The organism is Prevotella sp. tf2-5 (assembly GCF_900115435.1).
Lineage (GTDB): Bacteria > Bacteroidota > Bacteroidia > Bacteroidales > Bacteroidaceae > Prevotella.
The window spans coordinates 94,893-120,295 of record NZ_FOWK01000012.1 but is presented as its reverse complement, the minus strand read 5'-3'; the positions used below and the strand labels follow the sequence as shown (position 1 = coordinate 120,295).

The window sequence follows — 25,403 nt, the reverse complement described above, 5'->3', positions numbered from 1 at the left end:
CATCTGTGAAGAGCATAGGGAATTAATCCGACTTTCGCCGGGCTGTGCCCTACTACGGGGAAGGTTGGATACGCGTTACTCACCCGTGCGCCGGTCGCCATCTGGAATAGCAAGCTATCCCAATGCTGCCCCTCGACTTGCATGTGTTAAGCCTGTAGCTAGCGTTCATCCTGAGCCAGGATCAAACTCTCCACTGTATAAATATCTTTCTATCCAATAAAGGATTGTCTCTGTCACAGAACGCTGTCATTATCCGGTAGTCAAGATGGATCTTATAAAGCACCTGTCATCTTCTTGACGGTTCGTAATTTTGTCTTACCCGAGTACCCGATAAAGGTACTCGCTTCTTGTACTACTACTTCTCTGTTTTATGCAAATCTTATCAAAGAACTCTCTTCTAAACCAACGGGTCTCCCCGAAAGCGGATGCAAAGGTACGAACTTTTTCCGAATAAACAAATATTTTACCCATATTTTTTCAGAAAACAGCGAAAAAAGTCTTCCGGGTTGACCTAAATCAACCGAAAGAACGGCTACACCTTATTATATTATATAAGGGAGAGGTTTGCCTGCCAAATGTTTGGACAGAAAGTGGATCATTCAGAACCGTCCCCAGTTTTCTTTTCGACTTTACTCGATAGCCAACAGAGATAATGACATCAAGATTATAGAGGGTTGTGGGTTTATATCTTGACAGAGTATTATGCAAAATTTGCATATTACTTTCTTTGGTTAATTCTTTTTCATTAAATACGTTAGAAATATGTCGTGCTATCACAGACTGGTCACGCTGAAACAACTCTGCCATTTGCGCCTGTGTCAGCCACACCGTCTCATTATCCATCCTCACTTCCAACCGAATGGTCTCATCCGGTTGGTACATCACAATCTCACCTGTTGTTTTTAGAACTTCACTCATAATTTTTGATGAATAGTTGATATCGCTATTCGCCTGCAAAGTTACGAAACAGAATGGAGACAGATTTTCAAATTTCTCTCAATTCCTTTCATATTTGTCTCATCCCCATGGAAATTGAGTTAAAAACGTTAAAAATCCGCATAACCCTAAACCCAGAAGAAAAAAACGGGTCGCTAATTTTAAAAAAGTCCCTGCTATGCATCATGCACAGCAGGGACTTTTGGTTCACCTTAAAGAAGGACTATCCCTCTGATTTACACGTCAGGTTCTTCAGAACCGATACCGTCACCATCCAAGTTGAAATCACCGTCACCCAGTGACCTTACGCCACCACTGGTAGTCAACAACGGAGTGCGGTAGTGAATATCCACAACCTCCATCTGAGGCTTATCATATATCTTCTTTTTCATAATTTAGGTTGCCTTCCCCCCCCCCGCCCTCTCCTTCAGAGAGGGAGCCAGGGGTATAAGGACTTTGTTTATTGATGACACTTCATATTACTTTTAATCTCTGTCCCTCCCCTCTCTGAAGGAGAGGGGTCGGGGGTGAGGCTTTTTTACCTCATCACGACTTTGAGCTTTGCTCGAACTCGTATTCCCGAACAAGTTCGCCTACCCGTAGCCTTTCACGTTCGGAAGAATTCGAGCAAGCTCGATTCTTCTCTCACTTAATCACGACTTTTTTACCATTCACAATGTAAATGCCCTTTGTCGGATTCTCGACACGACGACCGTTGAGGTCGTAGAACTTCAATTCTTCAATTTTTCCATTCTTCAATTCTCCATTCAATCCATCAATCCCTGTCGTCTCTCCCTCTCCGAAGTCGAGTTCGATAGAGCGGGCTGCATTAGGATTAGTCATTTCGAGATGGGCACGCATACACTTCAGCGTACGAGGTGTGGTCTTCGAGTAGCCGATCTTATTACCTGTAGAGAAGAACAGCACATAGTCCTTGTTGCCGTCGTCGATGGTGAACGGTGCGTAGTTACCTACAAACTTACCACCGCTGAAGTTCACCTCCGTAGGAGTACTACTATCGATCTTGACATCACTGAATACAGGATTACTGATATTCTCCCCTGTCGTAGTCCATTTGACGATATAGGGCTTGCCAGCCTCGATCGCTGTCACAGGAGAGAAGTTCAAGGTCAGCTTGCCATTGTTGTCAAGGTTCGATGTAGTGCCGTCCAGTTCCTTGATGGTGGCACCAGCCAGTGGTGAGGCGGCTATCTGCTCTGCCGACAGACCGAAGGGCAGGCACAGTGTGTTCCAGTCACCATTCTTCAGCAGCGTACGATCCTTGAGGGTGACAGTGCATGTAGAGGAGAAGTGTGCAATTATGACACATTCATTGTTTTTGTTATCCTCTAATGCCACGATATTTTCGCCATACCTATAATATACACCCATGTATTCCAGTCCGTTTGTGCCATAGGCAGTGATGCCTGCATACGAGCCTGTGCCGTAGGTTACGGTAGCATCACCGAATCCATCCGGCTTCGTGTCGCTGGTGATGGCATAAGTCGCAATAAAATCATCTTCTTTTCGGTCACGACCTTTGACCGCCCCCATTCCATAGACGGTATGGTAGGTGTTGGTGAAGGTGCCTATATCGGAGCCTGCGATGGCTCCGAACCAATAACCATTGACGGTATTACCGAGGTAGAGACAGTCCTGAACAGTGTTAGATTTTCGCATAAATCCTACAAGACCTCCTACAAGACTATAATCACTATCTATTCCGTTAACGGCGGCGGCACTCGTGCAGCCTTTGATTTGTGAATACGAGCCTGTGTTGCTAACGAAACCGGCTATACCGCCACCCTCATCATTGGCATTGATGGTGACAGTGTTGGTGGTATGGCAGTTTTCGATAACAGCAGGTTCGCAGTTGCCTACGATACCACCTATCCAGTCTCTCCCCGTTATATTGCTGTTGGTGAGTGTGACATTCTTTATTGTAGCACTACGGAGATTGCCGAAAAGTCCAACGAAATCATTATTTGGCAAATTGACATTAATGCCGTTGATGACGTGCCCCTTGCCGTCAAAAATGCCACGAAAAACATAGTCTCCTGTGCCGATGGGCGTAAAGTTATTCTCTGTGCCGTCGTACGTGATGTCGGCACCCAACTCAAAGTATTTGCCGCTGTAGTTGGTTCCGTTATTCACGCGTTGTGCCAGCAGGTTGAGACCTGCGGTAGTGGTGATCTTATATGCCTTCTCAGCCGATGATCCGTTGCGACCCTCGGTCAGTGCCAGCCAGTGGTCGGTACCAGAGGGGGAGACAGTAGGAGCAGTAGAGATCATCGTCAGGGTGTAAACATCATTGTCGTTATCGATGAGGTCATTACCTAATCCGTCAGTATAGCCACTGAACTCGAAGCCCTCGGGCAGACTGCTGATACCCACGAAGAGCATTACCTGCTCTGTGGCGCCGGCATAGAGCTTGCCGCCATAGCCGATACCCTTATTGCCCTCGTAGATGGTGATGCCGCTCAAGCAATAGGTGGTGGCAGTACCTGTCGGGACGAGTGTCACCCCTGTGGCGGCTTTGATTTCCACTGCCTTACGGGCACCGTCGGTGTCTGCATTTCTGACCGCCCCCAGTCCATTGACGGTATGGTAGTTGTTGGTGAGGGCGCCACTGTCCCATCGACCAACGATGGCTCCGATAAAATCCTCGCCTGTTACAGAACTGCCGATGTAGAGATTATCCTGGATGGCGCTCCCATTACCTATTGCGCCGATGACACCACCGACAAACTGTGTTCCGCTGACACTGGCAGCACTGACACAGCCAGAAATTTTACCGTAGTGACCCACAACACCTCCGACAAAATATGCTCCACTGACGGAGACATTATTAGCAACGACACAGTTCTTTATGGTTGCATTATCTCCAAAGCCAATGATGGCACCGACTTTGCTATCGGCGGTGATGGTGCTGTTGGCGATGGTCAAGTTCTTGATTTCAGCAGAAGATCCTGTAGCACCGAATAGAGCTACTTTATTATTACCTGGCAGATTGATGTTGAGTCCGCTGATAGTGAAACCTTTTCCATCGAACTTGCCTTTAAAGATGTAGCTCCCGTTGCCGATTGGTGTAAAGTTATTCGTTACGCCCTTATCGTACGTGATGTTGGCACCCAGTTCGAAGTACGTGTCTTGGTAATCGTTACCGCTGTTCACACGCTGCGCCAGCAGGTCGAGGTCGCCGGTCGTGTTGATGACGTAGGCATCGGCCTCCGAGTCGCCGCTGTTGTGCAGTGCCCAGTCGGGTGTCATCTTGAAGCTGGCGGCAGCGGTGGTGTATTCGTTGCAGTTGCCGTCGCTGGCGATGGTCGCCTTCACCCAGTAAGTGCCGGCGGCGGTGGGCACTGTGGTAGAGTAAGTGCCGTTCTGCGACGTGCTGTACTTATAGGTGACGGCTCCCGTGCTCAGGTTGGTACCGCCGAGGGTGGGCTGCGGGGCGTTGCCTTCCAACAGGTCGGCACACGACACGGTGACGCCGCTGTTGGCCGCCTTGGCGATGGTGACCGACTTGGAGAACGTCGGGCCGGAGTCGCCGTAGCTGTTGGAGCCGGCATAATAATAAACGGTATAGGTACCAGCGTTGGTGGCGGTCACATTAGCCACAGTGGACGTATAACTGCCCGATGTGCCCACGCGGTAGTACATCGTACACTGCGACGTGGGGTTGTAGTTCACCAACTGCTGCGGCTCTCCGTTATAGACGAGTGCCGTCTTCATGGTGGGGTCGCTGGCAGGGCGGTTCTTCTTCGTAGTGGTGGAGAGGTGCATGTAGACATCGCCACTGCCCGAGATACCACGGTTAAGGTCGATTTGGTCCTCATGGAGATTTCCGTTTGTGTAATAGCAGTTAATGGAACCGCCTTTGGTGCTGTTGACGGTGATGCCGTCGACGGCTCGCATTGTTGAGCTATATTCCTGCTTGGTATAATAGAGGTAGAGGTTCCATCCATCCCCGCAATGGCTGTTCAGGTTACCCTTGGCACTCTCGAACCAGCTGCCGCCGTAGTAGTCGCAGAGATAGTAGGTGCGCCCTTGGTAGGTCACTGTCGAAGGAGGATTAGTGCCTTCTGCGTCAATGACAATGATATCGGTGATGTAGCCGCCGTTGGTACTGGCGCGGTTACTTGTCTTGTAACCCAGGTTGATGTAGTCACCACCGGCACCTTGGTTCAGGTCTTGACTGATGAAGGTGTAGTCGCTGTGAGCATTCTTCGCTGTGTTCACCTCACTTTCCGTACCACCGACAAGGATGATGTCGGTGATGTACGCTGGATAATCATCTGCCCATGTCGTCAAGACAGAGAGCATCATCACGAGGAGCATCATCGATGCCCGTCGCATGGCGCCCAGCCCCAAGGTCGAGGGCGCGAAATAGTTTTTCCTGTTGGTCTTACTCATTGTTGTTTATTGTTTGATTTTTATTGATTTCTCTGGTGAATGCATAAAAAAAGCCTTACGGCTTCACTTGCATTTCTGCAAGCCAAGCCGTATATGTCGCCTGTCGCGCCGCCCATCGGGCGTCGCTCCATTCTGATGTTTAGAGTTGAGTGAGTGAGTGAGTGAGTGAGTGAGTGAGTGAGTTAACGAATTATTTGACGTAGCCAAACAATTCGCGTTAAACATTGTTATCATCTCAATCTTTCTCATCGCCCATGGTTGAATATTCGGCTTCAAAGTTACGACAATTTTCTTAAACAGCAATATTCTTTCGTCAGTTTAACGTTGATTTTTGAACATTTTGTAGCATCTGGGCACAAAAATAATAGAAATAGGAGTAGTGAAATTTGGGGAATCCCAAATTTTCTGGTTAAGGGTTAAGGGTTCATGGTTAAGGTGATTAGCAAATAAAGGCTTTAATTAACTTGAATGAGGGCTTTAATCGGGTCGAATAAAGCCCTTAATCGGTATGAAAGTGGGCTTTAGTCGGTATGAAAGTGGGCTTCAGTCGGTAACAAAACAACAGTTAGTCGGTAACTGAGCGTCCTTCAGTCGGTAACTGACTTCCTTCCTCATTGCAACGGCAAAGGTACAACATTTAACATGCGATGTCAAGAGTTCCTGCCCCAAACGTGTACGAAAACGTGCACAATAAAACGGTGACGGTGACGGTTACAGTTTTCCAAAAATGAGAATCCCAAAATGCGAATAAAACATGTATATTTATATTACTATATATATAATATATATATTATATATATAGTAAAAGTTATAGTCAACCTTTTCAGTACGATTTCACTAAACTGTAACCGTCACCGTCACCACTTTACGTGCTTTTCTTTTCAGTAAAAGTTGTAAAAGTGTTTGCAAATTGAGAAAGCTGGGGTTCTCAGTGATCCACCACAAAGGTACAACATTTCTATCAAAAGAAAATATTTGGATAGGAAAGTGGATCAGGGAGAGTCCCGGATTTTCGGCGGATTTTCTTTGCCGCTCATAGGCAGACTGTCTGTCGCATCCTGCCAGCACGATGACATAAAAGAAGAGAAGTACCACCATTTCCCTACACGTAATTTTTAAAACCCTTGTTACCGTTGCCGCCTTGCAAAAGTGTTTGATTGTCAAGGGATTGTGGGTAACAACGAAGCGGCAACGGTGACAAGGATTATGAAGAAGTATCTCCTATGAAAGTAAATTCAGTGTGTTTACTCGGTAAATTCAGTGAATTTACTCACCAAATTCAGTGAATTTACTGAGATAGGAGGCATCGGAATAAAAAGCAACCAACAGGGGTGTGTTACGAAGGCGGCACCTCCTGCCTGCGAAGGTGCCGCTTCCTCGGGTCGAAGGCGGCACATTCGACCCTTGAAGGTGCCGCCTTCATAGGTTCACGGTTCAGGGTTCAGGGTTAGGGTGATTAGCAAATGAAGGCTTTAATCGGGTCGAATAAAGCCCTTAATCGGTATGAAAGTGGGGGTTAGTCGGTAACAAAACAACAGTTAGTCGGTAACAAAGTGGGCTTCAGTCGGTAACTGATTTTTATGAATTTTCGAAAAACATATAACCATATAACATGATGTGGCTCAAATGCCGATAAACAGGGGCTTTGCGGTATGTTAGATGTTCTAACAACATATAACATACATATAACATGGATATATCTTTTTGGTGAGATGTATGTTAGATGTATGTTACATGTTTGAGCAACATATAACATGCTTCAAACCCTTTGTACAAGGGCGTTTGAAGCATGTCATGTTATATGGTTATATGTTTTTGAAGAAATGATTATTCCTCTGCGGGAGCCTGACCGATGAGTTCCATGAACTCGTCAAGTTTCGGTGTGATGATAATCTGTGTACGACGGTTACGCTGCTTACCAGCCTCAGAGCTGTTAGGCTGAAGAGGGTTATACTCACCGCGACCACCAGCTGTCAGGCGTTTAGGATCGACACCATACTGATTTTGAAGAGCCTGTACTACAGAAGAGGCACGAAGACATGAGAGGTCCCAGTTGTTACGGATATTCTCGCGCTTGATGGGTACATTATCCGTATTACCCTCGATGAGCACGTCGTAGTCCTTATAGTCCTTGATGATCTTGGCAATCTTCGAGAGCGTCTCAGAAGCCCGGTCGCTAATCTCGTAAGAACCACTCTTATAAAGCATGTTGTCAGCCAGTGAGATATATACCACGCCCTTCAACACCTGAACGTCAACATCCTTCAGCTCCTCCTTGGAGAGCGAGCGGGTCAAGTTGTTGGTGAGCACCATGTTGAGCGAGTCACTCTTCGACTTCACCTCCACCAAGTGGCGGATATACTTATTCGACTCATTGATCTGGTCAACCAGTTTCTCAATGCTGACATTGTTCTGGCTAGTATTCGCCAGACTCTTTTCGAGTGCGTTTTGGAGTGCGGCGTTAGCCTTCTCCGCCTGGCTCAACTGTTGTTCAAGACTTGCCACGCGAGCCGTTGATGCAGCCAGCTTCTCTTTTGTGTCGGTATAATTAGTCTGAAGGGCTTTATTCTCCTCCTGACAAGCCACCAGTTCTTTTTTTGACGAGCAGCTTGTAATCAACATAGAAGCTGCAGCAATAGTCATCACTAAAATACTTTTTCTCATCATTCTATTTCTTTTGATTAAACATGAATACGGGTGCAAAGATAACGATTTATGTATTATTTCAAATCAAAACGATGTTGTTTTAGAATATTTTAAGTACCTTTGACTAACGTCGAAAGTACTCCCGTTCGAAAATGCTCAAATAAATTTGGCATTTTACTCACTTATTCGTACCTTTGACTAACGTCGAAAGTACTGCCGTTCGAAAATGCTCAAATAAATTTGGCATTTTACTCACTTATTCGTACCTTTGCAACAAAATTATAAATAAATCAAGGTAAAAGACATGATTCTCTTTTTCAAGACCCCCCAAAAGAGCGTGATTGCCACACAGGCAGACCATCAGCTCAATCAAGACGAAGTAAAGGAACTCTGTTGGCTTTATGGTGAGGCAGAGATGTATAATGAAGAGACGCTGGAAGGCTACTATGTCGGTCCGCGTCGTGAGATGGTGACCCCTTGGTCAACCAATGCCGTTGAGATCACCCAGAACATGGGACTGAAAGGTATCCAGCGTATTGAGGAATATTTCCCTGTTGAATCAGAGGACGCGGAGCATGACCCCATGTTGCAGCGTATGTACAAAGGGCTGAACCAGGATATTTTCACGATCAACATCCAGCCGGAGCCCATCAAGTACGTAGACAACCTGGAAGAGTACAACGAGCAGGAAGGACTTGCCCTTTCTCCCGAGGAGATAGAGTATCTCCATAAGATAGAGAAGGAGAACGGTCGTCCACTGACCGATTCCGAGATCTTCGGTTTTGCCCAGATTAACTCCGAGCACTGTCGTCACAAGATTTTCGGTGGTACCTTTATCATCGACGGCAAGGAGATGGAGTCAAGTCTTTTCGCGATGATCAAGAAGACCACCCAGGAGAACCCCAACAAGATTCTCTCTGCCTATAAGGATAATGTCGCTTTCGCCCAAGGTCCCGTTGTAGAGCAATTCGCCCCAGCCGACCAGTCGACCAGTGACTATTTCCGTATAAAAGACATTGAGAGTGTCATCTCGCTGAAGGCAGAGACCCACAACTTCCCCACGACAGTAGAGCCCTTCAACGGAGCCGCTACAGGTACCGGTGGTGAGATTCGTGACCGTATGGGTGGTGGTGTCGGCTCATGGCCTATTGCCGGAACAGCCGTCTATATGACCGCTTACCCCCGCATTGAGGATGAGGAGCGTGACTGGGAGAATATCCTTCCTGTCCGCCAGTGGCTCTACCAGACACCAGAACAGATTCTGATCAAGGCATCCAACGGTGCCTCCGACTTTGGTAATAAGTTCGGACAACCGCTGATTTGCGGATCCGTGCTGACCTTTGAGCACCAGGAGCCTAACGACACCAAATACGCCTATGACAAAGTGATCATGCTGGCAGGTGGTGTTGGTTACGGCACGAAGCGAGACTGTCTGAAGAAAGAACCCCAGAAGGGGAATAAAGTGGTGGTCGTAGGTGGTGACAACTATCGTATCGGACTCGGCGGTGGTAGTGTATCCTCCGTAGACACAGGTCGTTACAGCAATGGTATTGAGCTGAATGCCATCCAGCGTGCTAACCCAGAGATGCAGAAGCGAGCTTATAACCTCGTCCGTGCCCTCTGTGAAGAAGACACCAACCCTGTTGTGTCCATCCATGATCATGGTAGTGCCGGTCACCTGAACTGTCTCTCCGAGTTGGTAGAGGAGTGTGGTGGTGAGATCGACATGACGAAGTTACCTATTGGTGACAAGACCCTCTCCAGCAAGGAGATCATCGCCAATGAGAGTCAGGAGCGCATGGGTCTGCTCATCGACGAGAAACATATTGAGCATGTGCAAAAGATCGCAGAGCGTGAGCGTGCCCCGATGTATGTAGTCGGTGAGACCACCGGTGATGCCCATTTCTCCTTCAAACAAGGAGACGGTGTGAAGCCTTTCGACCTTGATGTGGCACAGATGTTCGGACACTCTCCCAAGACCATCATGCGTGACAATACCGTAGAGCGGAAGTATGAGAATGTAGATACTACAGGAACTATAGAGACGATAGATAAACTCGTCAAGCGAGTGCTTCAGCTGGAGGCTGTCGCCTGCAAAGACTGGTTGACGAATAAGGTAGACCGCTCCGTGACAGGTAAGATTGCCCGTCAGCAGTGTCAGGGTGAGATCCAGTTGCCGTTGAGCGACTGTGGTGTCGTTGCCCTCGATTATCGTGGTCGCAAAGGTATCGCTACCGCTATCGGTCATGCCCCACAGGCAGGACTCGCCTCCCCGGAGGCAGGCAGTGTCCTCTCTGTCGCAGAGGCACTGACGAATATCGTATGGGCACCCCTTGCCGACGGTATGGAGTCCCTCTCTCTCTCCGCCAACTGGATGTGGCCCTGTCGCAGTCAGGAAGGAGAGGACGCCCGTCTGTATACAGCCGTCAAGGCATTAAGTGATTTCTGCTGCGAGTTACATATCAACGTGCCGACAGGTAAGGACTCCCTCTCACTGAGTCAGCAATATCCCAATGGTGAGAAGATCATCTCCCCAGGTACTGTCATCGTCAGTGCCGGTGGTGAGGTCTCTGACATCCGCAAGGTGGTCAGTCCTGTTATCGTCAATGACAAACACGCCTCCATCTATCATATCGACTTCTCCTTTGACGAGCAGCGTCTGGGAGGTTCCGCCTTTGCCCAGAGTCTAGGTAAGGTAGGCAGTGACGTGCCGACCGTGAAGAACGCAGAGTATTTCGCTGACGCCTTCATGGCTGTCCAGAAGATGATAGAGAAAGGATGGATCATGGCAGGTCACGACATCTCCGCCGGTGGTCTCATCACCACCCTCTTAGAGATGTGCTTTGCCAACACCAAGGGAGGTATGCATATCAACCTGCACGACCTCTGTGCTGACGGAGACATCGTCAAGACCCTCTTCGCAGAGAACCCTGGTGTCGTCATCGAGGTCAGCGACGAGCACAAGTTCGAGTTCAAGGAGTTCATGGAGGACCTGGGTGTCGGTTATGCCAAGATCGGTTATCCTGTAGAGGACAGCCGTACCATCGTCGTGAAGGCTGGTGACGAAGAGCACACCTTTGATATCGACGCCCTTCGTGACACATGGTATAAGACCTCCTATCTGCTTGACCGCAAACAGAGTTTCAACGGTAAGGCAAAGGAGCGTTATGAGAACTACAAGCAGCAACCTATTGAGATGAAGTTCAACAAGAACTTCACTGGTACCCTTGCCCAGTATGGCCTGGAGCCTCGGAGAGCTCAGAGTTCTCAGAATACTCCGAAGGCAGCTATCATCCGTGAGAAAGGAACCAATGGTGAGCGTGAGATGGCATACTGTCTGTATCTTGCCGGCTTCGACGTGAAGGACGTGATGATGACAGACCTGATCAGTGGTCGTGAGACTTTGGAGGACATCAATATGATTGTGTTCTGTGGTGGTTTCTCCAACTCCGACGTACTCGGCTCCGCCAAAGGATGGGCAGGTGCCTTCCTCTATAATCCCAAGGCAAAAGAGGCCCTCGACAAGTTCTATGCCCGCAAGGACACCCTCTCCCTTGGTATCTGTAACGGATGCCAGTTGATGGTAGAGCTCGGACTGACAGGTGCCAAAGGTGCCAAGATGCTGCATAACGACTCCCATAAGTTTGAGAGTGAGTTCATCAGTCTGACCATCCCACAGAACAACAGTGTGATGTTTGGTTCACTGAGTGGCAACAAGCTTGGTCTGTGGGTAGCCCACGGAGAAGGAAAGTTCTCGTTGCCAGAGGCAGAGAGCACCTATAACGTGATTGCCAAGTATAACTATCATGGTTATCCCGCCAACCCCAACGGCTCAGACTATGATGTCGCAGGTATCTGCTCTGCAGACGGTCGTCATCTCTGTATGATGCCCCACTTAGAGCGTGCCATCTTCCCTTGGCAGAACGCCTGGTATCCACGTGAGCGTCGCATGGATGAGGTGACCCCATGGATAGAGGCATTCGTCAATGCCCGCAAATGGGTAGAGGGGAATAAAGATTAAAGATTTAAGATAAAAAATTAAATTGAATATCTATTTAGAGTCATTCAAGACTTTCTTTAAGATTGGCATGTTCACCCTTGGGGGTGGATATGCCATGATTCCTTTGATAGAGGAAGAGGTTGTCAACCACCACAAGTGGGTCAGCAAGGAAGAGATGCTCGACCTGATAGCCATCGCCCAGAGTTGTCCGGGTGTGTTTGCTATTAATATCAGTATCTTTATCGGTTATAAGTTGAGGAAGACCCAGGGAGCCATCGCCACAGCCTTAGGGACGGCACTCCCCTCTTTCCTGATCATCCTTGCCATTGCCATCTTCTTCCATCAGTTTGAGGACAACAAGGTGATTGCCGCTATGTTCAAGGGCATCCGTCCTGCGGTAGTCGCTTTAATAGCAGTACCGACATTCAATCTTGCCCGTCGAGCCCAACTGAACTGGTTTACGATATGGATTCCCATTGTGTCCGCCCTTGCCATCTGGCTGTTGGGTGTATCACCAATCTGGATTATCATTCTCGCAGGCATCGGAGGGTATGTTTATGGTAAGTTGAGAGTTGAGAGTTGAGAGATAAGAGAGTTTATGATATTCCTTTATTTATTCATCACATTCTTTGAGATCGGGCTCTTTGGTTTTGGAGGGGGCTATGGTATGCTGTCGCTGATACAGAACGAGACGGTAGAGCACTGGGGATGGCTGAACGCCGCAGAGTTTACGGATATCGTCGCCATCTCGCAGATGACCCCGGGCCCTATCGGTATCAATTCCGCCACCTATTGTGGTTATACGGCGATAAAGAACGCAGGCTATAGCGTCCCCATTGCTGTCCTCGGCTCCTTTACCGCCACCTTCGCATTGGTATTACCCTCCCTTATCCTGATGATCCTGATCAGCAAAATGTTCATGAAATACATGAACTCCCATCCCGTACAGTCTGTATTCAAAGGACTGCGACCAGCAGTCGTAGGACTCCTAGCCGCAGCCACCTTATTATTATGTACGCGGGATAACTTCTCGACTCCCTCAGAGAATCCCTGGCAGTTCTATATCAGTTGTGCGCTCTTCGCTGCCACAGCTTTCGGGACCGGAGTCTTGAAGATCAATCCCATCCACATGATCTGCTATAGTGCCCTGGCTGGGTTACTCCTCTTCTATTAGTTATTCCCACCTAAGCACAGCACCGTTCCGGCGTGCAGGATCAGCACCAGGGAAGTCCATCGAGTAAGGACTCCCCGTTGTCGGGCTCTTGCCGATATAGCGATGCGTACGCATAGACATCAGCATAAACTCATGGTCGAGATAGTCCTGCCATAAGAACACCTCCGCTTTCGACTCGTCTGTAGTCAGTCGCACATCACCAGCCAACCCATAGCCGGCACAGAACACATACCGTCCGTCCGCACATTGCAGGATCACCTTACCCTGTCCTTTATCTACCAGACGAAACAGTGTCTGCTTTTCAGACATGGTACTATCGGCATCATAAACCAGTCCGTGCTCCAGAGCAGCCATCGCCTTCCCTGTTCCAAGGTTGATGATACGGAACGTCTTACCATAAGGGATATTCCCACTACGATCCGCCTTCGGCTCCTGGACAGTAAAGTTGTCAAACTCCGCATAGCCGCCCCGCATTCCTTTATGATTGAAAGCGAAGAGCGACGGACGTGATCCTTGGAAGGTGATGAGCTGATACGACAGGGGCATCTCGCGCCCCAGCGGACGGTAATACTTACCGTTCAGCGAGAACTCATAGTGCGCCTTATCATTGTCGAAGTCGCCTACCAAACGAAGCCATACCTTCTGCAACGGTGCGTCGCAGGAGGCGATGCCCAGAGTGACGGTGTCGTTGGTAGCTTGCTCAAAGCAGCGCAGGAGCAAGCCATAGTGACCCTGCTCGACACCAATCCAAGAGCAGGGCACGTTGATATTGCCCAGTCCGGCAACGTCACCTTCCTTCATACCCTGTACATAGAGTTCTACAGTAACAATGCTGGTTGGTCCGATGGCACGCTGGGTCAGTGTATTACGAGCCCACATCAGTTGTTCGGCAGGCATGGACTGCAGACGAAGTCGTCCGTTCTTCAGGCTCCATTTCGTATCATCAGGGTTGTGGTTCCATTGCCATACCCTGCCAAGAGTCTTGCCATTGAAATCCTCGTTGCGCTGGTAGGGAGCATGGGGGGCTGTTTGTTGCTGTGGCACCGCAACAGACTGGACGGTGGGTTTGAACCACGTACGGGGTGCACGACCGAGGTTGCCCTCCAGTCCAAGCATAGGCCAACCATCCTTCCATGTGATGGGAGCAAGGGTCACTGTGCGTCCGATGCTATGGAAGTCCATCATCAACAAGGCCCACCACTGTCCACTCTGATCCTGTACGATACCTCCCTGATGGATATTCGTACAAGCCGTAGCATCCTCATCGACCTTTGGTATACCAAATTGCGTCCCATCCTGCCCGATACGATATTTCTCACCCTTGGGCACCTGTGTCAATGATGCCGCATGATAGCCGAATGTCTCATCAGCAGTAATAGTGATCGTCTCGTATGGACCCCAGATACTCTTAGAACGAGAGCACAAGGTACGACCATTGGGTTTATAGTCAGTAGAGATCAGGTAGTACATACCATTGATCTTGTACATGTGATGACCCTCACCCACAGCATTGCCCTCCGGTATAATCGTACGCTCGGTATCCTCAATAGGACCACTCATGTCCGGCTTCAATTCCGTACATTTCACCTCCCCATAACCATGAATAGCATAGATCTTGCCATCATCATCAAAGAGCACACTCAGGTCGTAGATACGTCCCTGCATGTTATGGTGCTTCCACGGACCACGAATATCTTTCGAGGTATAGCACTGCAACCCCTTGCCATTGACATTCGAATAGACATAGAACTGTCCGTTGGCATAACGGATGCACGGAGCCCAGATACCCTGTCCATAGATCTCCTGATGGTTTCTCAACGAGAAAGCATCATCCCCGAAGTCAAAACGGTCAAAGCAATAACTGATATTCTCCCAGTTCACCAAGTCTTTCGAATGCAGGATGACCAGTCCTGGTACTGTATGCATCGTCGTACCAGCAAGATAATAGTCATCACCCACCCGCAGGATATCAGGGTCTGAGAACTCATCATAGAACAACGGGTTCGTATAGGTCCCGTTCCCATTGTCCGCCGTCCACGACTGCGCGGCAGATGGAAGAGGCAAGAGGTAAGAGGTAAGCAGTAATAAAAGGATCCGTCGCATAACTATGAACTATAAACTATAAACTTTCAACTAATTCCGGCCATCCGTCGGCAGTCCAGTGGATAGGACGCTGTACCAAGACAGCCGCCCCCTTATGTTCCACACTATAGCCATGACTGATATATATATCCTCGCCATTAAAATGGTAGACAGCACAATGTCCGACAGCCTCAAACTTTTTCTTGTCACCAGCGATGACCGGAGTACCACCGCCCTCTCGCATATCCACACCATCACGATCCACGTATGGACCATCCACCGTCTTGCTGCGTCCTACCACCACGCGATAGGTACTCTTGCTGCCCATGCAACAATAGTCCCAGGACACGAAGAGATAATAATAATCTCCGTGTCTCATGATAAACGGAGCCTCGATAGCGTTCGTTCCAGCATACTTAGAGGTAGGATTCTCCATACGGTTATGGTTCTTGGGTGAGTAGCGGCGAGCTATCGTTCGAGGAATCTCGCCCTTGGCGATATGCATCGTCGTATCCAAGCGGGCCATTTGTATGCCATCCCAGAAAGAGCCCCATACCATCCAAGGTTGGTCGTCCTCATCAATCACGAAGTTAGGATCAATAGCGTTCCAGTTGTCCCTGTTCGCACGAGAAGTCACTATACACCCCTCATCTTTCCAGATAGGAAAACTCAGGGAGGGAGTACTTAACAAACCTATTGCCGAGCCGTTCTTGCCAAAGGTAGAACAACTATAGGCAAGCCACCATTTGTCATGCCAACGGATGATATCCGGAGCCCACACATGATATTTGAATCCAGGTACAGAGTCCTGTGTCCATCCCGGCATCACCGTCATCACAGGCTCAGGCATCACCGTCCATGTCTTACGGTCCTTGGAGGTCATCTGCTGGATACCCATACCTGTGCAGAACAGATAATAAGTGCTGTCCGCATACGCCATCACCGGGTCGTGCGTCATGGGTGTCTCCGTCTGGAAAGCCCTGGGCGGATGTCCTTTGCGTTGGGGTTGAGAATATAGAGTGGTGCTCATTGCGAGCACCACTACTATAAATAGAATTCGTTTCATCGTTTAGTTTTTTACTATTGCAGAGGAGCCTTATAACCCCAGATGGTAACACCAGTCTTACTGTCAAGAGCAGTGAAGCAAGGAGCCTTTGTATCCGTCGGCTCCAACGTCTGAGGAACCATGACACCCTTATAGTCTGAACCAATATTGATGGTGATATATGACGTACCAGACTTGATTGACCAAGTACCAACAGCTCCACCGGAGATAGAACCATCAGCATTCAGGGTCACATCAACAGGCGCAGCATATTCCTTGGCAGCATGATCCAGTCCATATCTATGAATCAGCAACTTATAAGCACCAGGGATGTCTGTTGTAGCCACCTTCTGTGCGACAGCAATACCAGCACTCTTGATACCTTCACCAGTGTACTCAAACGGAGCGGCGACGAGCCAGCCTTCCTCGTTCTGATAAACCTGGTGAACACGTACCTGGTGACCCTCTCCCTGATCCTGGAAACGCGTATGATATACCAGATAGGTACGTCCGTCTTGTGCGGCAATGATACTGTTATGACCCTGGGCACGCTCACCCCAAGCACCTACAGTCTGGGCACCCCACTCATCATAAGCACCGAAGATGTTTACACCACGGAAGCCGTCATTTTCCGTAGGACCGAAGTTCAGCTGGTAAGTATCATAAACGGCAGAAGTTCCCTTGCTGTCAACAAAAGGTCCGTCAGGATTCAGTGAACGGAACACACGCATCTGATAACCACCAGCAGCATCCAGACCACCATAGGTCATGAACAGGAAGTAATAGCCACCGATAAACTCGATATAAGAAGCCTCACCAGAGACATAATGACCACCTGCGATCTTCTTACCGAAGTAAGGATCTGAGGTCTCGCTCTCTGCATAAGTGACATCATAGTCACGCAGACCAGTCTCCTCGTCGAGCTCCAGCATGAAGATACCACCGCTCCAAGAGCCATAGGACATCCACAACTTGCCATTCTCATCATAGAACACACAGGGGTCGATACAGTTAGGCCAGTGATTGCCGTAGTTATCGCTTGGAGCATAACGTGAAGGCAGAGAAGCCTGCTCACCCAGGACAATCTCCAAATCGGTAGACTTATAGGAGTCACCAGAACGGAATCCACTAATGACAACAGGTGACTGATAACGATAAGGACCAACGATGTTGTCAGCTGTCAGCATGATGATACTTGAATACCAGAAATCACCGTTAATGCTGAGATACATACACCACTTACCCATCTTCTTGTTGTAGATGACATCAGGTGCCCACATATTACCACCGATATCGTATGTCTCACTACCACGCTGAGACCAAGCAAGAGCGTTGAAGTTGAGGTCGTACTCTACTCCACCCTTCTTTACCTTAGTCACCTGAGGAGTGGTAAACGCATCTTCATTAGCAGCATCTTTGCTGGTAGCAGTAGCCCAAGGAGCAGTAAATGCCTCCCATGACATCATATTGTTACACTTAGCAGCGGCACGGTGTGAGCCGAAGATATAATAGCTGCTTGTCGTCGGATCCCAAACCACACTTGGATCATGAACACTGACACGTTTCAATGCCGACGGTCCCTCTGTCTGAGGATCATCGTCAGTAGATTCTGAAGACGAAGTCGTGAAAGACACCTCATCTGAATAAACGATATCATAACTCGTCTGGGCGAAACCACGAACGTAGTAGGTAGTGCTCTTGGCAAGACCGCCAATGGTCAGAACCATATCCTTACTGGTAGAATATACCTTATCATCACTAATAGTAGGATTAGGGGAAGTAGAGTAACATACACCACGATGGGTGATGTGCGAGCCAGTAGCCGTCAAAGTCACAATAGCAGAGCTACCGGAAACAGATGTCACCGTGGGGGCAGTAACCGTCAGAGGACGGTTTACCTCATTAACGTCGTTGCTACAGGCTGTTGCCATCATTCCGATGGCAAACAGCGCTAATAGTTTAGATATATATTTCATAATACGATTCTTTTTAAATGATTATTCAAATACCAAGTGAGCACCCTCACAGGTGAAACGGAAGTAGAAATTATCCGGATCAATGGTATTAATACCTAGGTAGTCCTGAGTATAGTCTTTTCCATCAGTACCATGCATCACGATCTTGATATCTGCTGTACCATCACCATTATTCACGATTTTGGCAGTACACTTAGCACCATTCATAGCATTACGCCACGCAGCCCACGCAGCATCGTCAGCGCCAAAGCCACCAATCTTCTGGAAGTTAGCATTACCGTCAATACCGGCACCCCAGCCCCAGCAGTCGGCACGTACTACGCCATACTCAGTATTATCAGCCTTATTCAGAATGATAACAAAGTTCTTGAAGTTGGCATCGCCAGCAGTGTAGTTGATGAAGTTGACGGTACATTCAGTATGAGCCGGTACTTGCACATTGGGGGTGAATACTGACCACCATGGAGTGGTATTATCCGTAGCACCGATTGCATTGTCGAATACAAGGTGAGCACCCTCACAGGTAAAGCGGAAGTAGAGATTATCCGGATCAATGGTATTGATACCTAGGTAATCCTGAGTATAGTCTTTTCCATCAGTACCATGCATCACGATCTTGATATCTGCTGTACCATCACCATTATTGGTAATATAAGCAGTACACTTGGCACCATTCATAGCACCACGCCAGGCAGCCCACGCATCATCGTCAGCGCCAAAGCCACCAATCTTCTGGAAGTTAGCATTACCGTCTATACCGGCACCCCAGCCCCAGCAGTCGGCACGTACTACACCGTACTCTGCGTTATCTGCCTTATTCAGAATGATAACAAAGTTCTTATAGTTGGCATCGCCAACAGTGTAGTTGGTGAAGTTCACCACCTTTGTCTCCTTGGGAGCAACCTTGATATTATCGGTAAATGCTGACCACCAAGGAGTCGTATTGTCCTCAAGACCAATCATCAGCGGAGTAGGAACAACAACCGTCTCTGTGAATGCGGAGAGTTCTTTTACGATACTGAATGTCTTGCTGGCAACAACAGGCTTGCTACAATTATTACCCATGTATGTCTTGTTGTAAATGGCAACAAGCGTCTTCTGTCCCAGCTCCTCAAAATCAGGAATAACCTCAAACTGCAGTTCCTCAGCGGTTACATCCTTGGTAACACCCTCTGCGAAAGTCACCGTAGCAGTAACATTAGCGATAAACTCGCTAAACTCTGTGCCAACCACCACTTCACTCGGAACACCATTCAGTGTAAGGGCTGTAGGCTCACTATCCTCTACGTCGACATCTCCAAACTCAACGTGGCTGTTATCCACAGTGAAAGAGAAATACAGGTTATCTTTTTCTACAGAGATACCGGTGTACTCTTGAGTATAGGTGTTACCATCAGCACCTAACATAGTGATTTTAACATCAGCTGTACCGTCACCATTATTATAGAGATTCATCGTACACTTTGACAAGCTCATGGCTTTTGCCCAAGCACCCCAGTCACGATTTTCGTTTTCTATCTTCTTAGAGAAGTGCGCATCCGACTCCTCACCTGCATAGCCTGTACCCCAGCCCCAGTTATCGGCACGAAGCACAGCATATTCAAAGTCCTTTGCCTCATTACGCAGAATGAGTACGAAGTTATTCCAGTTACTGGAACCACCATAGTTCATGAACTTAATCTGGTAAGCCTTGCCGGCTTCAGTCTTGTAATCATCTGTGAACACAGTCCACCATGGTGTAGTGTTGTCTGTGGCACCCAATACATTGGGATTGGGAGTGACAGAGATGATAGACTCTTCCTCTTCATCACCGCCCATCTCAGCTAGCCAGTCAGGAGCACCTACGTTATAAAGGTCTCCACCCTCACAACTCGTCATAGTCAGCAAGGCAAGGGCTGCCATGAAAAAGACAGATGCTAATTTATTGATATATTTCATAATTGTATCTTTTTACAGTTTCACTTTACTTTTTGGGCAACTCAACAACTGGATGAATCTTCCATCCCTTCTTTGAGAAGTAGCCGGAGTTGTCTCTATTAAGATTGGCAGAATTTCCTCTCAGGTTAGCATTATTGTTCAATGTTGACTGGAAGATAGGCAGGAACTCATGTCCTGGAACATAGTCGTCGAATGAACTGATAACACCAGTATCACCATATTTCACCTCATCCTTCACCTTTGAGCAGTCAGGAGTCAGGATGTATGCGGAATGCTCCTTCATCTGCTTCAAACGATCTGGGGTATGGAAGAATCCCCAGCGGATCAGGTCGAAGCCACGACCGTGCTCACAACCGAATTCCGTCGGACGCTCCACGTTGGCAATCTGCTCGAAGAGTTTATCGGCATTCCCTACATAATCAGACAACTGCAGGTCTTCCAGATTGGCGCGACGTCGTACCTCATTAATCCAGTCGATAGCCTGCTGCGTGGGACCGCTCACCTCATTCTCGCACTCAGCGGCACGCAACAGTACATCAGAGTAACGCATCAATCGGAGGTTGATACCACATCTCAGACCAGTGATAGCAGAGGAATAAAGGTTTGTGCGCAGGTTAGTCCACTTGGCAATAGGCAGACCACCATTATCGCTTGGACGTGTAACTGACTTCACCTGTTTGGGTGTCTCTCCTGGCGCAGGCTTCACATAAACATAATCCTCTTCTGTCAGCGTCTCTGTATAGTATGAGTTGCCAAAAGCATAGTTGTCCCACTCTGGCTCATAAGTAGCAATCGTCCAATAAAGGCGGGGGTCAAGAGAGTTACCCTTTGTCCTCTGGCTTTTGTAAAGATGGTAGAGCCAAGGAGAAGCAGACAGGTCTGCCCAACCACTTGCATATTCACCAGCGAAGTTAGCCTCTAAAGCATGCCCTTGGGCAGAGTTCTTACTAACATTCACCTGAGTCCACTCATCGTCTGAGCCCTGTTGGGTGCCATAATCCATGAACTGGATCTCAAAAAGGCTTTCGGCATTGTTCTCGTAAGCGGAACCTTCACGGAAGTTGTCACCATAATCCTTCACCAACTCATATTTGCCATATGTGCCGGCAATAATGGTTTTCAGCACATCGAGAGCCTCGCTGTACTTATGACGTTGCATCAGAGCACGGGCATAGAAGCCTGCGGCGGCTCCCTTGTTGGCACGACCTTTCGCCCACTCACCACCTAAATCCTTAGTAGGCAGCAGTTCCAAAGCTTCCTCAAAGTCTTTCTCCACCTGATCCATGACGCGGTCATACTGGTCGAACTCATCCTCATCGCCTTCCTGCCAGTTATAAGCATACAGACCTTCCATCGTGGAGTAGTCGTTGTAACTGGTAATAAGTGCAGGATTCTGGTAATAGTTGGCAAGATTAAAGTAAGCGAGACCACGAAGGAACAATGCCTGTCCCTTGATACGCTTCATCGTTTCCGTCAGTACTGTATCATCCTCACCGCATTTGGTGATGACAAAATTACAAACGTTGATGGCAAAATACTGGTCACGCCAGATCCAGTCTGCGGCAACATCGTAGGTGGCAGCCGCATTGAAATGGTCAATACCTAAATACCATGCATGTTGTGGGTTCCACATCTCATCACCGCGAACCGCATCATGAGCATAGCCGACACGAGCATAGGTGCCTTCCATACGCATGTGATGGTAACATGCAATCACAGCCTCCTCCAAGTCATCTACTGTATTACCGAAGGTTGCCGTAGTCGGTTCGTTAGGGTTTGCCAAGTCCAGTTTTTCGCTGCACGAAGTCAGCGAACCGATACCCAATATCAGGGCAAATGTTACTTTATATAGTTTCATAATAATTACCTCTTTTATATATTAGAATGAGAAAAGAATACCAGCCATAAAAGTGCGTGCGCTGGGGTAAGAACACCAGTTGTTACCTGGCTGGAAAGGAGCACCGGCAAAGTCTACATTGTAGCCCTTATACTTGGTAAAGGTATAGAGATTCTGAGCCGATACATAGACACGGGCACCGGAAACCACTCCCTTAAACCACTTGTCGGGGAAGTTATATCCTAACTCGATGTTGGCAATCTTCCAGTATGCAGCATTCTGGATCCTACGGTCACTGAACAAGTCGTTCCATGGCTGAGACGCAGTGCTTTCTATATAAGTACGAGGAACATTGGAAATATATGTCAGACCATCGTCAGACCATCGATTGGCTCCTGATACAGAAACCTCCTTGTTGAGATAGCCATAGGAAGAGGTCAGTGTGTTATACAGACCGTCTGTAACATGATAGTTCATCGCACCGAAGGTAGAGATAGCCAAGTCGAAATTCTTATACTCGAAACGTGCGCTGATGCCGAAGTTTACCTTAGGCATACCACTGCCGATGGTCGTGCGATCATAGGTGTCAATGACACCATCGGGTGTACCGTCAGGACCACTGATGTCCTTATAAAGACAGTCACCGACATTGGCACCAACCTGTGCGGCGTGATCGTCCAAGTCTGCCTGTGTGCGGGCAATACCCTCATAGATATAACCGTAGAACTGACCGACTTCCTCACCTACCCTTGTGATACAGTCGCCTTCCAAATATGGCTCATTGGTGAAACCGAGCGAGGTCACCTTGTTCTTCAGAGTGCTTAGGTTGGCACTCACCTGCCACTTGAAAGGATGGTCGTTGTTTCGATAGGTAGCAGAGAACTCGAAGCCACTGTTCTGCATGGTAGCAGCATTCATCGTCACCTTATAGGCGGGGTTATTCAAAGAACCTGCGCCTGCCGTTGTGGGAACAGGAACACTGTACAACAACTCAGACGACTTGTTCTTATACCATTCTGCGGTGAACTCTAAACGGTTATTGAACATGGCGAGGTCGATACCAATATTGGTTGTCTTCTTCTTCTCCCATGTAATATTCTCATTCACATATCTCTCAATAGCAGAACCAGAAACTACATTGTTACCAAAGCTATAGAGAAGGTATCCATAACGCATTGTTGCCTGATACATGTATTCTCCGATATTCTCGTTACCGAGTTCACCGTAACTGGCACGGATCTTGAACATGTTGACGATGTCACGGCTGATTGGGAAGAACTTCTCCTTGTCGAAACGCCAACCTATAGAAACAGACGGGAAAGTACCCCAACGGATATTTTTGGTCAGACGGGAACTACCGTCACGACGGATAACGAAAGAGAAAAGGTACTTGCTGTCATAATCATAGATCAGACGACCGATGAATGAGGTCAGAGCATGCTTGCTTTCGTAGGAGCTGGAATTTCTGTCGCTTGCATTACCCAATTGGAGGAAATAAGGCTCTGGGAAGTTCTTTCCCTCACCCCATAGAGAGTTGTAGTTTTCCTCCTCATAGGTGATACCGCCTAATAAATTAAAATGGTGTAATCCGAATGTTCCGTCATAGGTAATGGTATTTTCCACCAGGAAGTCAGACCATTGACGTGTTTCCTTGCTTAGTTTCTCATTACTCTTATCCAAATATACTTTACCACTTTGGATCCATGCTGATGTCCAGTTCTTATACGATGCATAGGTCTTGCTGTAAGAGAGGTTGAGCTTATAGTTCAATTTGTGATTCTTGCTGTCGATACCAATCATCTTCAGCAGGTTCACATCAGCAGAACCGGTAGCAAGTACACGGTCCACCAAAGTGTTACGTGTAATCAAGTTGTTGACCAACAGAGGGTTGGCACGCATGATAGGTCCATGCACTGACTCGTAGTAAGTGCCATAGCCATAACTGTCATAACTGTAATTCTTGGCAGCAGAGACAACATCGTCCAGATACCATGTTGACTCGTCGTATGCTTTGATAGTTGGCGGCATCAGCAAAGAGTTGCTTAACACGTTGGCACCGTCCATACCATAAAGTCCCTGGATGTACTCCTGATCATTACCGATACCAATACCATCCTGGTTGGAGTGAGAGTAAACGAGGCTGGTATGGAAGTTGATGAACTTCGTCTCCATCGTGTTGTTCACACGTGCCGTAAAACGTTGGTAATTAGGACCGGCGCCCTTTAAGGTTCCCTTCTGCTGGAAATAGTCAAGACCCACATTATATGTATTATGTGCGCCACCACCACTCAAGTTAACATTGTGGTTCTGGCGGAATCCTGTCTTAAATGCCTCGTTTATCCAGTCGGTATTGGTGTTATCCTGGAATGCGTATCTGCCAGTCTCGGCATTATAGTTGTAACCGCCAGGCAGAGCTCTTTGGACACCTGATACCTGACTGGTGTTGGCAAAAGCCTGTCCTAAGTATTGGCTATACTGATCGGCATTCATCATCTTATACTCACCAGTAGGAATCCAGTCAACACCGAAATAACCTTTATAGTCCACCTTCAGGGGTTGATCCTTCTTACCGTTCTTAGTCGTGATGATTACCACACCATTAGCAGCACGGGAGCCGTAGATGGCACCTGCTGACGCATCCTTCAACACCTGAATGGTCTCAATATCGTTAGGAGAGAAGTCACGGATACTGGTACCCATGGGCACACCGTCAATAACATACAACGGAGCGGTACTGCCAAAGGTACCCAAACCACGAATTTTTACAGCAGGGTCTGCACCAGGCTGACCGTCAGAGGTAATCTGCACACCGGCGACCTTACCTTCCAGCATCGTAGAGATGTTGGAGTTAGAGACACGCTTCAACTCATCAGCGTTGACGATAGAGACAGAACCCGTCAGGTCTGCCTTCTTCTGTGTACCGTAACCCACGACGACCACCTGATCGAGAACCTGAGAGTCAGACTCCATCTGGATGGCATCAATCACAGCACGACCACGGACAGCGATTTCACGGTCCTTGTAGCCCACATAACTAATCACGAGAGTTGCGTTAGAGGCTGCGTCAATCGTGAAGTTACCGTCAATATCGGTCACACTTCCCGTCTGAGCACCCTTCACTCTAACTGTTGCACCAATCAGGGGTTCCCCGTCCTGGTCCACAACCTGACCCTTGACTTTGATCGTCTGCTGGGTCACTGCCGCCTTCACAGACACAGGAGAGACGGTAAGTCCACCCATGACACCGAAAGACAGCATCAAAGAGAATAATACTTCTTTTCTCATTGTTAATGTTTTTAGGTTAGAACTATTGTTAATTATTAATAATTTGACGGCAAAGATATTGCTTTTGT

The 25,403-nt window shown here is 48.1% G+C and carries 13 protein-coding genes and 1 rRNA gene; 3 read left to right on the top strand and 11 right to left on the bottom strand.

Annotation, left to right across the window (positions count from 1 at the left end; all coding sequences use genetic code 11):
• From BM257_RS12550 to BM257_RS12530, 5 genes are all read right to left on the bottom strand, one after another.
• Positions 1-197 (bottom strand): 16S ribosomal RNA (locus tag BM257_RS12550); the annotation flags it as partial.
• Positions 198-516: 319 nt separating this feature from the next.
• Entirely contained in the window at positions 517-918 is a 402-nt protein-coding gene (locus BM257_RS12545; protein WP_218154512.1) for a hypothetical protein, read from the bottom strand.
• 254 nt (positions 919-1,172) lie between these two features.
• Positions 1,173-1,328: a hypothetical protein gene (locus BM257_RS14950; RefSeq protein WP_177216118.1), complete on the bottom strand. Its 156-nt coding sequence runs from the start codon at positions 1,326-1,328 to the stop codon at positions 1,173-1,175.
• A 253-nt stretch (positions 1,329-1,581) separates the two neighbouring features.
• Positions 1,582-5,352, bottom strand: a complete 3,771-nt coding sequence (locus BM257_RS12540) for a M26 family metallopeptidase (RefSeq protein ID WP_143096857.1) — start codon at positions 5,350-5,352, stop codon at positions 1,582-1,584.
• 1,827 nt (positions 5,353-7,179) lie between these two features.
• A complete protein-coding gene (locus tag BM257_RS12530; protein ID WP_369821325.1) occupies positions 7,180-8,016 on the bottom strand; it encodes an OmpA family protein in 837 nt (278 codons plus the stop codon).
• A 286-nt stretch (positions 8,017-8,302) separates the two neighbouring features.
• Between BM257_RS12530 and purL the strand changes: the two genes are divergently transcribed.
• From purL to BM257_RS12515, 3 genes are read left to right on the top strand one after another with little or no spacing between them, the layout of a single operon-like run.
• Positions 8,303-12,019, top strand: coding sequence for a phosphoribosylformylglycinamidine synthase (gene purL, locus BM257_RS12525; RefSeq protein ID WP_092073254.1), 3,717 nt, complete (start codon positions 8,303-8,305; stop codon positions 12,017-12,019).
• Positions 12,020-12,041: 22 nt separating this feature from the next.
• Positions 12,042-12,581 carry a chromate transporter gene (locus BM257_RS12520; RefSeq protein ID WP_177216117.1) on the top strand — a complete coding sequence of 180 codons (540 nt, stop codon included), beginning with the start codon at positions 12,042-12,044 and terminating at the stop codon, positions 12,579-12,581.
• A gap of 15 nt (positions 12,582-12,596) precedes the next feature.
• Complete coding sequence (locus BM257_RS12515; RefSeq protein ID WP_092073252.1) at positions 12,597-13,172, top strand: chromate transporter; 576 nt, start codon at positions 12,597-12,599, stop codon at positions 13,170-13,172.
• On the opposite strand, the gene BM257_RS12510 is transcribed toward BM257_RS12515, so the two are convergent.
• The 6 genes from BM257_RS12510 to BM257_RS12485 are packed head-to-tail and all read right to left on the bottom strand — an operon-like array spanning position 13,173 to position 25,335.
• A complete protein-coding gene (locus BM257_RS12510) occupies positions 13,173-15,275 on the bottom strand; it encodes a glycoside hydrolase family 43 protein (protein ID WP_092073249.1) in 2,103 nt (700 codons plus the stop codon).
• A gap of 16 nt (positions 15,276-15,291) precedes the next feature.
• Positions 15,292-16,320, bottom strand: a complete 1,029-nt coding sequence (locus BM257_RS12505) for a family 43 glycosylhydrolase (RefSeq protein WP_092073246.1) — start codon at positions 16,318-16,320, stop codon at positions 15,292-15,294.
• A gap of 14 nt (positions 16,321-16,334) precedes the next feature.
• Complete coding sequence (locus BM257_RS12500; RefSeq protein ID WP_255405827.1) at positions 16,335-18,275, bottom strand: glycoside hydrolase family 43 protein; 1,941 nt, start codon at positions 18,273-18,275, stop codon at positions 16,335-16,337.
• Positions 18,276-18,296: 21 nt separating this feature from the next.
• Positions 18,297-20,213 (bottom strand): hypothetical protein, encoded by a 1,917-nt coding sequence (locus tag BM257_RS12495; protein ID WP_143096856.1) that lies wholly within the window; start codon positions 20,211-20,213, stop codon positions 18,297-18,299.
• 25 nt (positions 20,214-20,238) lie between these two features.
• On the bottom strand, positions 20,239-22,071 hold the full coding sequence (locus tag BM257_RS12490; protein WP_092073240.1) for a RagB/SusD family nutrient uptake outer membrane protein: 1,833 nt from the start codon (positions 22,069-22,071) through the stop codon (positions 20,239-20,241).
• Positions 22,072-22,092: 21 nt separating this feature from the next.
• On the bottom strand, positions 22,093-25,335 hold the full coding sequence (locus BM257_RS12485) for a SusC/RagA family TonB-linked outer membrane protein (protein ID WP_092073237.1): 3,243 nt from the start codon (positions 25,333-25,335) through the stop codon (positions 22,093-22,095).
• Positions 25,336-25,403 lie beyond the last annotated feature (68 nt).